Genomic DNA, 12773 nt, shown 5'->3' with positions numbered 1-12773 from the left:
GTCCACTCCGTGACCATCAGGGCCGGGCTGTCTTGCTTCAGGGTCTCTCCGCGGAAGAACCCGGGCCGGCACACCGCCTTCACACCCCAGGTATGAACGCCTCACCAGCCGAAAGGCTGCCCAGCCCTAGAATGAGTTATGGATACGATCTCGTCGCTGGCCCTGATTTTCGGTGCGGCTTTCGCTTGGATCGGCTTGACGGTATTCGTACTCGTGCGGCTGCGCCGTCGCCGCCGCCGGAACGGGTCCTCGCTGGTAGCGTCGGCTTCCCCTCCCGCTGAACCCGTCAGTAAACACCCCCACAGGCCCTGGCGGCGCATCCGCCCTGTAACAGGCCAGGCCCCGGCGCGACGCAGGTTACGCCGCCGGAAGGTCCGCAGCTGAAGGCCGCAGTTGGGCCTGTGCGCCCGACAGCTCCTGACCTCGGCAGGCGAAGTCCGTGTCCCCCCACAGGGTTCTTCCGGTATCTTCGGGGTGGAAAAGCAGGTATCGACCACTCGGGCATCTCCCAGGGATGAGCCCTACGGTGGTGAAAGGAGCCGGCGACGAGGGTGCGCTTCTGAGATCGGGTGCACCTCCCCCAGCCGCCGCCGGCTCCTCCTGTCCCGACCCTAACCTGAGGCCTGAAGCTCCGGAGAGTACGCCCGGGCAGGACTACACGAAGGCAGCATGAACACGGCCATCACTGGTGACTGAGACTTGGCCACCTATTCCAGACGGCCGGGGCCGCCCCGGAAGCGGGCTGCGTACCCGGTCCGACGCCATGGGGCCGAACCTCTCGCTCTACACGCGCGAACAAGGGATCCGCAACAAGTTCGGGAAGAGCCCGTCCAGGATCTGGCTGAGGGCGATCAAAGTAAGGGGGAAACGTCCTGGGCGGCACTGCCGGCTTGTCGTCACAAAATGCCGCCACATAGCGATCAAATTCACAATTCGGTGGCCTCGAAATCATCGACAGTTTGCTCGTGCCGTCTTACTAAAGAACCCTCTATTTTGACGAACGGCCACGCTGTTCAGGGGTGGTCGAGCATTGTAAATCGCAGCGGCAAGGGACTTCGACTCGCCGCTAAGCAGGTCGGTGGCCTCTCTGTTAAACAGTGGAAGCGGCCGACGCCAGGCAGGAAGTCCGGCTCTCCAGCGGCGCGGCTTCGCTGCCAGCGAAGCAGCCCGCGAGGGCTTTTACTAAAGGATTAGGTTTACCGCGGGAAAGTTTGGGAATGTTCTGCGAGGGAAGGTCGTCCTGCCACCCGCCGCCCGGTGGAGGACCGCCGCATCTTAAGCCGCCACGCCGCCAGAAGCGCCCCGGTGAGAACTGCCACGCCAAGCAGCGCCCATAGCCATAGATCCATTGCTGTCCCCAATTACTCCAGAACCATGAGGCGGTGAAAGTATTCCCACGGCTCGGCCTGAGTGCAGTACATCAGGGCGGCCCGTATTCCTCACAATTGCCGGCTTTTATGACAAAGGTAGGGTCAAAGCCCGGCCACCGCCTATAAATCGCCTCAAGATTTGCACAATAAAGCTCGTCGATGAACGGATCTTCTTCCGCTCCGGCATGACTGCTGGTATTCGCTGACGTATCTGCCGACGCTGGAAACGATGAAACCGTGCAACAGGAAACCATTCCTGCACCGCCGCAAACAGGGCACGGGCCAATCGATTGGTACGGCGATGTCTTGCTGGCTTCTCGACAGTCAAATCACTTCAAAATTTCGGACTGGCCTTGATCATGGCCCGAAAAGAACCCGGACAGACCTACGCCAGGGAACGTGTGATGGAACGAGTAATCTTTTTTGATCAGCGTGCAGTCAACAAGCCGCGATCCGCGCAATCCATGGGCCCGGCCCCGGTTCCCGCTCCTCCCAACAAACCCACCACACCTCTAGCAGAACCTTCCAAGGGGCGTGAACGGGAGGTCCAACAGCTCATTCACGACCTCGCCGTCCTTGCCGCCACACACCGTTCTCCGTACTCGTAACAAGCTGCCCAGAAGCCAAGCAACCTGCTGGAGTCTTTACCGAACAGTGACCCATGAGGCGCATGTTACCTATTGTTACGCGTGTGACTTGCAATTACTCTAGCTTATGTGGTGCTAGCCCTGCGCAGAGACCCGATCTTCCCTGCCACCGGGCCCGGCACCCATATCAGAAGGAGAATTCCAATGGGGGAAATTCAGGCCGGCGCACCGGCATCCAGCGGGCAAGTCCGGCGATTGTCCGCGTTAGTCCACCAAACCCTGGCCCGCGCATCCACGGTGCCTGTTCCCTACAAAATCGGAGAAGTAGTCATCGGCGACGATCCCTTCAACGGCCGCAACGAAGGAGTCGTGGCCTCCAAAAACGGCACGTTCGTAGGGCTGCAGACCGCAGACCACATCGTCTTCTACGACTATCGGCAACTAAGGCGCCCCGACTAGCCACGAGCCCAAACGAGATCCGAACCCGCGAGAGTCGGAAAGTCATGTCCATTGCAAACGTCCCAACCCAGTACCTGACCATCGCCGAGGTGGCCTCGATACTGCGCGTGTCCAAGATGACCGTATATCGACTGGCCCAGGCCCGCGCCCTGGCCTCTGTGCGCTTCGGCAACTCCTACCGCATTCCTGAAAAAGCCGTCGAAGAGTACATCAAGAAGGCTGGCACCTCCGGTACCAACGTGTAGGGGAAGCCCGGATCCTGAAGGAGCTGGTCGAATTGCCCGGTTGGAACCGCCACCAGCTTTGCGACGGCGAACACGACGGCCGGAGCGGAAGTTTCCCGGCTTAGGGCTTGTCTAACCGGTGCTCAATTGGGTGTTCTCCACCTACCGAAAATGGTCCTGTATTTTGTCTTGACAGGTTGCGGAACCTCTTGTACGCGAGGGTGGAAAGGTGTCTTATGGGATAGTCGGGACGCGGAGCTGCGGTTCCTTGACAAGCAACTGTTTGGGCTGGCTGAGGGCCCTTTTCCCGTCCATGGGCGGGGCCAAGTCACCACCCTTTGTCGCAGGAGAAACCATGTACAAGCGCTTTTTTGCAATCCTCGCCGCCGTCATTACGGCACTCTTCCTGTTCGGAAGCCCGGCAACAGCCGCCAGCGGAAATCCGCACTTCATCAAGAACGCCACCAGCGCCACCCTGTCCGGGCCGAACCTCAAAGTTAGCTTCAAGGAAGTAGGTCTACCCTCCGGCTCCACGGAGACCGTAACGATTACGGCTACGGCTACCACGACCTACGAGTGCGTCAACAACGGCGGCAAGAACCCGTCCGCGTCGAATAAGACGACAACGCAAACGGACGTCAGTACGAGCGGAACGTTTACCGCGGACCGTAGCGGCAACATCACCGGAACACTGACACTGACGCCGCCCACCGCCAGCGAACTTGGCTTCACCTGCCCGCCAGGTCAGACTGTGACCTTCGTCAGCGTTGTCTATTCGAACGTGGTCATTACCGACACAACCTCCGGTGCCAGCACGAGCTTCCCCGGTACGTTCACGTACACCGACCCCACGGCTCCATAACCTGGGACTTCCACGAAGGGAATTGTCCAACGGCCCGGCTCTGACTCTCAGGGCCGGGCCTTCCTTTCACGGCTGGGAAGCTTGGAGCGGCGTTCACGGTTCTGCGGATCTTGGCAAACAGCTCATTCAACCCTGCGAGAACGCCTGGCTATTTACCGCTACGATTCACATGCCACCAGAGGTCACGGAAAGCTCAATTTGGTATGTTAGCTTCCCTTGCTGAATACGAACGGTTCCGACTTCCCAAATGGACGAGGGCGGATTGAAGGCGGCGAATTCTGGGCGTCGTTGCAACACCGTTGGTGGTTAGTTCGTCAAGAGTAGATCACGCAGGCGCTCGGCTGGGGTAGCCCAGTCGAGCGTTTTGCGTGGGCGGCCGTTGAGTTCCTGGGCGACATGTTCGAGGTCTTCGGGCGCGTAGGCGGACAGGTCGGTGCCTTTGGGGAAGTATTGGCGCAGCAGCCCGTTGGTGTTCTCATTTGAGCCGCGTTGCCAGGGGCTGGCAGGGTCGCAGAAGTATACGTCCATGTCGGTAGCCATGGTGAATGTTTTGTGGGCTGCCATTTCCGCGCCCTGGTCCCAGGTCAGTGAGCCGCGCAGATGTGCTGGCAGGGCACTCATGGTCGCTACGAGCCCTTTGCCGACAGCTTCTGCGGTGTGATCGCCGGGCAGGTGAACGAGCATGACGTAGCGGGTGGTGCGTTCCACGAGGGTCGCGATCGCGGACTGGTTGGAGGCCCCGGTGATCAGGTCTCCTTCCCAGTGTCCGGGGCCGGCGCGGACCTCTATTTCGGGTGGGCGTTCGGAGATCATCACCATGGGGTCCGCGAACCGGGAGGTGCGCTGCTCGCCGGTGTTGCGGGGCTTACGCCGGGTTCGGCCGGTGCGCAGGGCCGCCTGGACCTCGCGGCGCAGTCCGCCACGGGCCTGGACGTAGAGGCCCTGGTAGATCGTCTCTGGACTCACTCGCATCTCCGGATCATCGGGGAATTCCTTGATCAGGGTGTTGCCGATCTGTTCCGGAGACCAGCGTAGGCGCAGTTTCTCTGTCACATACTCGCGCAGGCGCCCTTCCCTGGAGAGTTTGCTGGTCTTGGGCCGTGGCCGGCGGACGCAGCCGTCCGCTGTGCAGCGTAGGGCTGGTAGCCGATGGCAGGGGTGTGTTCCTGTTCAGTCCGAGTTGCGCGGCGGCGTCCGTGGCACTTCCAAGCCGGCCAAACAGATCGAAGAAGGCATCTTTCTCTTCCGCGGAGACCTTCCGCTTCCGCAACTGGGTCCCCGCGGCACGGGCCCACTGATAGCCGACCGACTTGTTCAGGCCGAGCTCAGCGGCAACAGACGAGACGGTCCCGCCCCGGCCAAGCGCCTCAAAGAACCGGTCCTTATCGAACTGTGTGTATTTCCTGTTGGAACGCGATCTTTCCGTTAAAGACGGCACGGTCGTTGCAACTCCCAAAAAATCTCGGGGTGTTGCAACTGCTAGAACTCAAGGGCTTGGAACTCCGCGGCCCCGAGTGTCTTGCCACCGGGCATCGAGGCCGGCATTCAATAGGGCGCTGGAAGCACTGCACGAGGGGGACACACTGGTGATCACCACGTTGGATCGGTTGGGAAGGTCCACGGTGAATATGCTCGGCCTTGCCGAAGAGCTGCGGGCAAGGGGCATCAACCTTCGGGTGCTGAACCTGGGCGGCGGGAATGTGGACACCGGCACCCCGATGGGATCCATGGTCTTCACTGTTATGGCGGCCCTGGCCCAGATGGAACTCGAGATTAGGCGCGAACGCATCAACGACTCTGTCTCCAAACGCCGGGCCGCGGGGAAGGATCTGGGCGGACGGCGGCCGCAGTTCAGCGACAGCCAAATCAACAATGGCCGCCGACTGATCGAGGCTGGGGAGGCAGCCACCCACGTCGCCCGTGACCTGGGTATGTCGCGGGCGACCCTGTACCGGCGGATCGGAGAGCTGGATGCCCGGCAATGGATAACCTCTCAGACGCCCTGAGGCAGACCTGCAGCAGCAACCCAGCATCGGCCGGTTCACCCTTCGGCACTCTCAGGTCCCCAACTGATGCCAGGCCGCCTTGGCGACTTCGGCTTTTGCAAGCCAATTGTTGCCCCCGCAAACGATCCCCCATAGGCTCATCCGTGTGAGTGGCGGGGACGGTATTCCGAGAAGCGGAACCGCCCAGCGACGCGTGAAGGAAATCAAGCATGACAACAGGTACTGTCAAGTGGTTTAACTCCGAAAAGGGCTTTGGTTTCATTGCCCCTGACGACGGAAGCGCTGACGTGTTCGCACACTATTCGGCAATCGCATCCAGCGGTTACAAGTCCCTGGACGAGAACCAGAAGGTTCAGTTCGACATCACCCAGGGCCCCAAGGGCCCCCAGGCTGAGAACATCCAGCCGCTCTAGCAATTCCCGAGAGACTGGTCAGCCGTTGCGGCCGGCCAGTCTCTCGCTGCGTCCGGGGTGAGAGTAAACATGCGGCACGATGACGTTAATCCGGGCGGTGGCCACCGCACAGCCTTTGGACCCGCTGCTCTGGCCCCTCGTGCTCATCTTCGGGGGCGATCTGCACACCCTGATCGCCTAGTGTACTCAAGACGGCAGCGAATACCCCCTCCTGCAATCTCGGCCCGGATCCTCCGGACGGCAACGACCCCCGGTGAGGCCCCGGACAACCGGATATTCGGGTTGTCTATGGCACCCATTCGTGACGCTTTCGTCCCTACAATTAGTTGTCGGCCTCTGCGGCATTCACGTCGCGGGAGCGGCCAAATAAGGAGGATCGCGATGAGTTTGGGAGACAAGATCCACAACGCTGCCGAGAAGCTCCACGGTAAGGGCAAAGAAGCCGCCGGCGACGCCACCGGCAACGACCGGCTGAAGGCCGAGGGCAAAGGCCATCAGGTCAAAGCCGACCTCAAGCAGGCCGGCGAGAAAGTCAAAGACGCCTTCAAGAAGCACTAACACAAACAGCCGGACGACAGTGCGGCGGACGGATCACACCGCCGCCGCGCAAACGACTGTCGGCCAAACATCAGCGCAGCGCCTTTCACACTCCAGGCCACGGCGGCCGCGGTGCTCCCGGAACCGAGGCAGCGACCCCGACGTTCGCCGACCACCAAGGTTCGTGCCGCCTTAGCCTGAGTCCAGGCCTGTATTGCCGGGTTTGATCTGGCTGGCGCCATGGTAGCGCTAGATGCGTTCGCATCCGACGGCCTCCAGGTGCCCGGATCTGCCGCGCGGTGTCCTGCTCCGCCGAGCTCACGCGGGCATATCCGAGGCGCGTCAAATATAACCTTCCACCTGTCGCGTCAAAGGACGACTTTCGTCGGTTCAGAGAATATTAGGGTGAGACACATTGCTGAGACGCAGCGGAGGTCGAAAAGCCCAAGGTCGCCAGAAAGCAGATCGGGCGGGTGGGCCCGGTCCCGGCAAAGGATCCTCTGCTGAGATGGGAGGAACCGCTCGTCAAAAATTCTTCCGAGCCCTGTCTTGTGACTTTCGGCGCTCTTTGGCGGCGATTTGAGATCGCTAAATGGCGCGCAGAACCGGGGATCGAGGGCCTGGCCGTCTCGTATCCCTAGAGATTCGAGACGTCTCACCGAGCGGATTAGACGTTTCAACGATATCAGTTCGATTTCCATTGCAACCGGAGATTCTCGTAAATATGTCTCGCAACCTTCTGGAGAAAACGACGTGTCCATCGTTAGTTACGAGACAAGTGACGCCTTCTCGGCGCCCCCAAAAGACGATCCGTCAGCGTGCAGAGGGAGGCGAGTCGTGTCGCGGAACGAGGCCCATCCCGGAACTTGAAAAGGCTATTGAGGCCAACCACAAATTTGCAATCCCCACGGCGCGGCAGCGTCCCTGGACCGCTAACTCCCGTTCGTACCGGTGGGCTTGAAAAATTCCCACCCGATCCGATGGTTGCTGATCCACAACCTTGATGAAAGTCTGAGCACTATGAGTCGCTCACCCACGGTTCCAGTGGAGAAGAAGATCCGGGCCCTGCGAATCGGGGTCATCGCCTCCATCGCGCACCGGACGCCTCCGCGAGACTATGGGCCTTGGGAGCAGGTGGCGTCGACGTTGACCGAGGGCCTAGTGGCACAAGGTCATGACGTCACGCTGTTCGCGACTGGCGATTCGATCACGTCCGCGCGCCTGCACGCCGAGGCGCCGAGCGGATATGAAGAGGACCCGAATGCCGACGCCAAGGTGTATGAAGGGTTGCACATTGCAGCCGCCTTCGAGCGCGCCGACGAGTTCGACGTCCTGTCCAACCAGTTCGACTTCCTGCCGCTGACTTACTCCCGTCTGGTGGCCACACCCGTAGTGACGACCATCCACGGATTCTCCTCCGACCGTATCCTCCCGGTGTACCGCGCGTACGACGACATGGCTCGCTATGTCGCCATCAGCGACGCCGACCGGCACCCCGACCTGACCTACGAGGCGACGATCTACCACGGCATCGACCTGTCCGGTTTCACCTTCCGACCCGACCCGGGCACTTACCTGCTCTTCCTCGGTCGCATCCACCCGGATAAAGGGGCGCACCGGGCCATCGAGGTAGCACGCCGCTCGGGGCTGCCGCTGATCCTGGCGGGCATCGTGCAGGACCAGGCGTACTTTCGCGATCAGATCCAGCCCCACTTGGGCAAGCCTGGCGTCACCTACGTGGGTCCGGTCGGACCGGCTGAGCGTGACACGCTTCTCGGGGGAGCCCTGGCGCTCCTGCACCTGATCGACTTCGCCGAACCATTCGGTCTGTCGGTGGTCGAGGCCCTCGCTACGGGCACCCCGGTGATCGCGCACGCTCTGGGCTCGCTGCCCGAGCTTGTTCGTCACGGTGAAACCGGTTTCCTGGTCACTGACGTACCCGCGGCGGTCGCGGCCGTCGGCATGGTCAAGGGGCTGCATCGCAGGGACTGTCGGGATGACGTCGAGAGGCGCTTCACGGCGGACCGAATGGTGGTCGACTACGCCGATCTGTTCGCCCGGGTCATTTCCAGGGGCCGTCCACGGTGAGCCGGTCCAGCAGCAGTGGAATGTCCACGAAGGCAAAGCGGACCGACGAGTCGCTGACCCCATAGGGCAGCAGCAACTGGTCCCCATATACGAGCGCTCCGCACGAGTAGACGACGTTGGGAACGTACCCGTCCTGTTCGCTCGGTGCCGGGCGGATGAGGGGCTCGCGCAACGCACCGATGACCCGGCTTGGGTCATGCAGGTCGAGCAGGATGGCCCCTAGGGAGTACTCGTGCATCGGACCGACACCGTGGGTGAGGACCAGCCACCCGGAGTCGGTCTCGACGGGCGAACCAGCGTTGCCGAGCTGGATAAGCTCCCACGGTTGTTCCGGGGTCTGCAGCGTCGTCGGGCTGCCCCACGCCCGGCCGTCCGGAGAGGTGGCGATCGCGTTGCTCTCGCGGTCCCAACGCGACAGTGCGACGAAGCGGCCGCCCACCTTGCGAGGGAACAGGGCCATGCCTTTGTTCCTCGCCGCGAGGCCCGAGAGCTGCCTCATCTGGAAGCGTTGGAAGTCCGCCGTCTCGATGAGCTGCGGTGTAACCTGTTTCCCGTCGAAGGCCGTGTAGGTCGCGTAATATGTGGCACTGCCGTCGTCGTCGATGAAGCGTACGAAACGGGCGTCCTCGATGCCCCCGGACTCAGACGGGGAGTGTGGCCTTAGAACCCGCTCCGGCAGCGGGGATGTTGAGTCGAACTCGATGTCATAGTTACACATCGCTATGTGCCGTGCCAGCTGGCCGGTGCGAGCGGCGCCGTGCCGGGTTTCGGGCTGGTCCGCCAGGTCTGACAGCGCCGATTCCAACGCCGCATTCTCGAAGTGGGGTGGGAGCCGGCGCATCAGGAACGAAGAGCTTTCCTCATCGGCGGCCACCTCCGCAAGCTTGCCCAGAAACAGCTCGCGGTCGTACGTCGTGGGTTGGTGTTGCCCGGCGTCGAGGAACCGTCCGGGATCATCGAGCCGGAGGTTGCGGCCCGGACCCACCACCCCCGTGCGGAACTCAAGGCTTGAGATGTGGCCCTCGCCGACGGCCCGCAGGCTCAGGACGAACCGGACGGCTCCCCGCTCAAGGCCCGACTGATCTGGGTGCGCCACGGCCGAGGGGTTGAACAGCGCAGCGGCCTCAACCGAGTATTCCTTTGTGAAGCAGGCACCGATGAGCAACCGCCGCTCGTTCGATAGGGCTGTATCGTCCGTCACACGGTGCGCGACCCGCTCATAGTGTGCCTGCAGGGTCGCGCGCAGGTCCCGGTGCCGTCCAGTGAAGCGAGCGGTCACCGCCTCGAGAGTGGTGTCCACCGCCTCCTCCGGCAGGGCGAGGATACGGTTCAGCACACCGGAGGTGCGGGACGCGCGGTCCCGGACGAGTTCCTGGCCAGGAACGAAAAGCTGGGCCAACACGCGGGACGGGTCGGGATCGAGGCGAACCTCGGCGTGGGCGATCAGCTGCCGGATGGCGGCGCTCATCGGCTCGCCCCGAGAAGCCGACACCCGTGCTGCAGGGTTGAGAGCACGGCCAGCGTCGACTCGGCACCTTGATTCTCGTTGCGCCCGCGGTGTTCCAGGCCATCGCAGCCGCCGCCACTGACCGGGTCGTATAGAGGCGTGCCTGCATCGTTGGCACCGAGGAACCAGGTCACGGCAAGCTCGAGCCCGTCAGCCCATCGGGGTTCGCCGGTGACGGAGTACGCCCGGGCGCAGGCGTCGGCGATGGCCGCGACCTCTATCGGCTGCTGATCGAACGCCGGGGCGACGTCGCCAGGTCCGCGACCCCCAACAGGTGTCACGGACAGGTACCCGCCGCGTGTTTCAACGTCGAGCAGCCACCCCAAGAGCAGCAGGCCATCTGCACGCAGCGACTCGTCGTCTAGTGCGGCTCCGGCAGCCAGCAGGGCTTCGGGCAACACCGCGTTCGCGTACGTGAGGCGGTCCTCGGGCCAGGGCCAGAGCGGGGACGCGCGCGGCCGACCGATCCGGTGCGCGGCGGCGACCAGCAGGGCGCGCGCGTCAGGGTGGTCGGGGAGAACCCGCAGCACCTCCGCAGCGCCGAGAGCGGCGAAGGCCATGGAACGCCGCCAGGGTGACCGCCACCGGGCACCGAGGGTGAAGGCATCGAGGGCTGTGTCGCGTAACTGAGACGTCGGGCATGCGGCTGCGGCCGCTCCCAACCCCCAGAGGGCACGTCCCCAACAGTCCTCGACCGTGGGTTGGTCTTGCCAGCGCCGATCGAGGCCGAGCCGATTGTGGAAGCGCCCGTCGCTTGCTTGCGCCGCGAGCACAAACGACAAGTACACCCGTGCGCGCCCTTGGAGTTCGCAGTTGCCGGAAGGCGCGAGCTCACGACATACCACCACCAGGGCACGCGCCACGTCGTCGACGCAATAGCCGCAGTTGCGGCGGGCCACGACGCCCTCGGCGTGCTCGAACAGGCCCGTGTCGTCGGTGAGTCGACCCAGGTGTGCGAACGAGGGGGTGGGGATCTTCACGAGACGGCCACGAGGCTCGCGGCGACCGACCGGTAGCGCTGCGCGACTGCACTCCAGACCAGGGAGGGGGCCTGGCTCGAAGCGCTGGCAGCCATCTCTTCGGCGAGTCCGGGCTCGGTCAGCACGCGACGCAGGGACAGAGCCAGCGCGCCCGGGTCCCGCTGCGGGACGATCAGGCCGGAACCGCCCGCCAACAGCTCCACCGCGTGCGGGAAAGCCGTCGAAACGACGGGTTTGCCGGCGGCAACCGCCTCGATGAGGACGCCCGAGGTGACTTGGTCGGGGGAGTCGTATGGCAGCAGCACCACGTCAGCGGACTCGACGAGGTTACCCAACGCGGGAAGGTCGAGGTAGCTGGCGTCGAACTCCACAATGTCGGCGACCCCACGCTCGCGTGCGCGCACCGCGAGGCTGCGTCGGTACTCCTCACCGTCGCGTTTGAGCACTTTGGGGTGGGTCTTGCCGATGACCAGGTACCGTGGCTGCAAATCGCGCAGGCCCTGCATTGCGTCGATCGCCCACTCGATGCCCTTCCCCGGACCGAGCAGACCCCATGTGAGGATCAACGGCCGGGGGCCGGCGAAGTGGGTCCCCCGCAAACTGCGGTGGTCGATGGCCCCATGGGAGATCACCACGATGCGACCCGGGTCCACGCCGTAGTGCTCCACCAGCCGGTGTCGCGCGATCTCGGCCATCGTCACGATGACGTCGGCAGCGAAAACAAGCCTTTCCAGGATCCAGCGCTGTTGAGGAGTTGGGTTCTCCAGCACGGTGTGCAGGACCACCATTGTCGGCACGGTGAGGGCCTCGACGACCTCAAGCACGTCGGCGCCGTCGAACCCGCCGTAGATGCCGTACTCATGCTGCACGACCACGACGTCGTAACCGTTCAGGGTGTGCGCGGCGGCGGCGGCGCCAGCACGGGAACCGTTCACCAGGTCGGCGACGACTTCCGATGCCTGCGCCCCCTCGTGGGGGTCGTCCAGAACTCTGACAACCCCGACGTGTCCTGGCAACCGGCTCAGGTGCTCGTACAGGGCAGCGGTGAACGTCGCCAGCCCGCACTCCGTCGGAGGATAGGTGCTCAACAAGGCGATGGTGGGCGTCGACGGCGATGTCAGTGTTCGGAATCGAGAACCTTGTCGGTGCGCAGACCTCACGTCAGGCTGCGCGAATTGGAATTGTTCGTATTCCAGCGTCATGGGCAACGCTCCCGTCTTGACCGCGAACCGACCGCATCGTCTCTCATCGTTGGCGACGCGATCTTGGGTTGTCCGCAAGCGAAATAGCTCCGATACCCCCGCACTCTACTCCACTCACTGGCGCCCCCGCCCAGAAGAACATCCGAGGACCAAGGCAGGCCAGGCCTGAAGGAGCCATTTCATGGCCTCTGATCTGGAGTTGAAGAACCGGGACGGAGAGCCAGCCCTTCGCTTTTGCCACGTTCATCCCCTCTCGGGTCCTAACGCGGATCGGGTCTGCTTCGAAATCTCAACTCACAGCGAAGGGAGTGCCCCGGTACGGGTCGGCGTCGGTGGTACAACTTCACCCGCGGACCTTCCTAATGCGCAGTCTGCGCCCCGGCGCCGGCGTCTTGACCATATCTGGGCGGATGAGGCGCCAGGGCCTGTGGGACGACTGCTGCTCGGGTCAGTGGGAGGGGAAGCGGAAGCCACTAGTGATGACCCGTTCCTGCGGCGCCGCAACCGGAGGAGTACGATATCGTCAAGCCCATCCAGA

Annotated in this window: 9 protein-coding genes and 2 pseudogenes; 7 read left to right on the top strand and 4 right to left on the bottom strand. The window is 63.1% G+C overall.

All coding sequences use genetic code 11. The annotated features are described in order from the left end of the window. Positions 1 to 2161 precede the first annotated feature (2161 nt). The 3 genes from ABIB45_RS20235 (at position 2162) to ABIB45_RS20225 (ending at position 3502) form a co-directional block, all read left to right on the top strand. A complete protein-coding gene (locus ABIB45_RS20235) occupies positions 2162 to 2416 on the top strand; it encodes a hypothetical protein (RefSeq protein WP_354217642.1) in 255 nt (84 codons plus the stop codon). Between the two features lie 44 nt (positions 2417 to 2460). Next, positions 2461 to 2661 (top strand): helix-turn-helix domain-containing protein, encoded by a 201-nt coding sequence (locus ABIB45_RS20230; RefSeq protein ID WP_354217641.1) that lies wholly within the window; start codon positions 2461 to 2463, stop codon positions 2659 to 2661. Between the two features lie 334 nt (positions 2662 to 2995). Next, entirely contained in the window at positions 2996 to 3502 is a 507-nt protein-coding gene (locus tag ABIB45_RS20225; RefSeq protein ID WP_354217640.1) for a hypothetical protein, read from the top strand. A gap of 306 nt (positions 3503 to 3808) precedes the next feature. On the opposite strand, the pseudogene ABIB45_RS20220 reads toward ABIB45_RS20225, so the two are convergent. Beyond that, positions 3809 to 4650, bottom strand: a pseudogene (locus ABIB45_RS20220) (IS30 family transposase); the annotation flags it as partial. 366 nt (positions 4651 to 5016) lie between these two features. Between ABIB45_RS20220 and ABIB45_RS20215 the strand changes: the two are divergent. The 4 genes and pseudogenes from ABIB45_RS20215 to ABIB45_RS20200 all read left to right on the top strand — a co-directional run. Beyond that, positions 5017 to 5508: pseudogene (locus tag ABIB45_RS20215) on the top strand (recombinase family protein); the annotation flags it as partial. A 209-nt stretch (positions 5509 to 5717) separates the two neighbouring features. Then, complete coding sequence (locus ABIB45_RS20210; protein ID WP_354217639.1) at positions 5718 to 5921, top strand: cold-shock protein; 204 nt, start codon at positions 5718 to 5720, stop codon at positions 5919 to 5921. A gap of 381 nt (positions 5922 to 6302) precedes the next feature. Beyond that, positions 6303 to 6479 carry a CsbD family protein gene (locus ABIB45_RS20205; protein ID WP_354217638.1) on the top strand — a complete coding sequence of 59 codons (177 nt, stop codon included), beginning with the start codon at positions 6303 to 6305 and terminating at the stop codon, positions 6477 to 6479. A 1023-nt stretch (positions 6480 to 7502) separates the two neighbouring features. After that, positions 7503 to 8546, top strand: a complete 1044-nt coding sequence (locus ABIB45_RS20200; protein WP_354217637.1) for a glycosyltransferase family 4 protein — start codon at positions 7503 to 7505, stop codon at positions 8544 to 8546. Here ABIB45_RS20200 and ABIB45_RS20195 read toward each other — a convergent pair. The 3 genes from ABIB45_RS20195 to ABIB45_RS20185 are packed head-to-tail and all read right to left on the bottom strand — an operon-like array spanning position 8521 to position 12121. After that, on the bottom strand, positions 8521 to 10014 hold the full coding sequence (locus ABIB45_RS20195) for a glycoside hydrolase family 130 protein (protein ID WP_354217636.1): 1494 nt from the start codon (positions 10012 to 10014) through the stop codon (positions 8521 to 8523). The genes ABIB45_RS20200 and ABIB45_RS20195 overlap by 26 nt on opposite strands. Further along, positions 10011 to 11033: a glycosyltransferase gene (locus ABIB45_RS20190; protein WP_354217635.1), complete on the bottom strand. Its 1023-nt coding sequence runs from the start codon at positions 11031 to 11033 to the stop codon at positions 10011 to 10013. Before ABIB45_RS20190 ends, ABIB45_RS20195 begins: the two co-directional genes overlap by 4 nt. Further along, positions 11030 to 12121: a glycosyltransferase gene (locus tag ABIB45_RS20185; protein ID WP_354217634.1), complete on the bottom strand. Its 1092-nt coding sequence runs from the start codon at positions 12119 to 12121 to the stop codon at positions 11030 to 11032. The genes ABIB45_RS20190 and ABIB45_RS20185 overlap by 4 nt, the downstream gene beginning before the upstream one ends. Positions 12122 to 12773: the final 652 nt, after the last annotated feature.

Source organism: Arthrobacter sp. UYCo732 (assembly GCF_040547265.1).
GTDB lineage: Bacteria > Actinomycetota > Actinomycetes > Actinomycetales > Micrococcaceae > Arthrobacter.
The sequence above is the reverse complement of the archived record's forward strand: the minus strand, read 5'-3'. Positions and strand labels throughout refer to the sequence as shown.

Bases quoted from the DNA above. Each gene is read 5' to 3' on its own strand.
- ABIB45_RS20225 (WP_354217640.1), top strand. From the start codon at position 2,996: ATGTACAAGCGCTTTTTTGCAATCCTCGCCGCCGTCATTACGGCACTC.
- ABIB45_RS20230 (WP_354217641.1), top strand. From the start codon at position 2,461: ATGTCCATTGCAAACGTCCCAACCCAGTACCTGACCATCGCCGAGGTG.
- ABIB45_RS20205 (WP_354217638.1), top strand. From the start codon at position 6,303: ATGAGTTTGGGAGACAAGATCCACAACGCTGCCGAGAAGCTCCACGGT.
- ABIB45_RS20195 (WP_354217636.1), bottom strand. From the start codon at position 10,014: ATGAGCGCCGCCATCCGGCAGCTGATCGCCCACGCCGAGGTTCGCCTC.
- ABIB45_RS20210 (WP_354217639.1), top strand. From the start codon at position 5,718: ATGACAACAGGTACTGTCAAGTGGTTTAACTCCGAAAAGGGCTTTGGT.
- ABIB45_RS20235 (WP_354217642.1), top strand. From the start codon at position 2,162: ATGGGGGAAATTCAGGCCGGCGCACCGGCATCCAGCGGGCAAGTCCGG.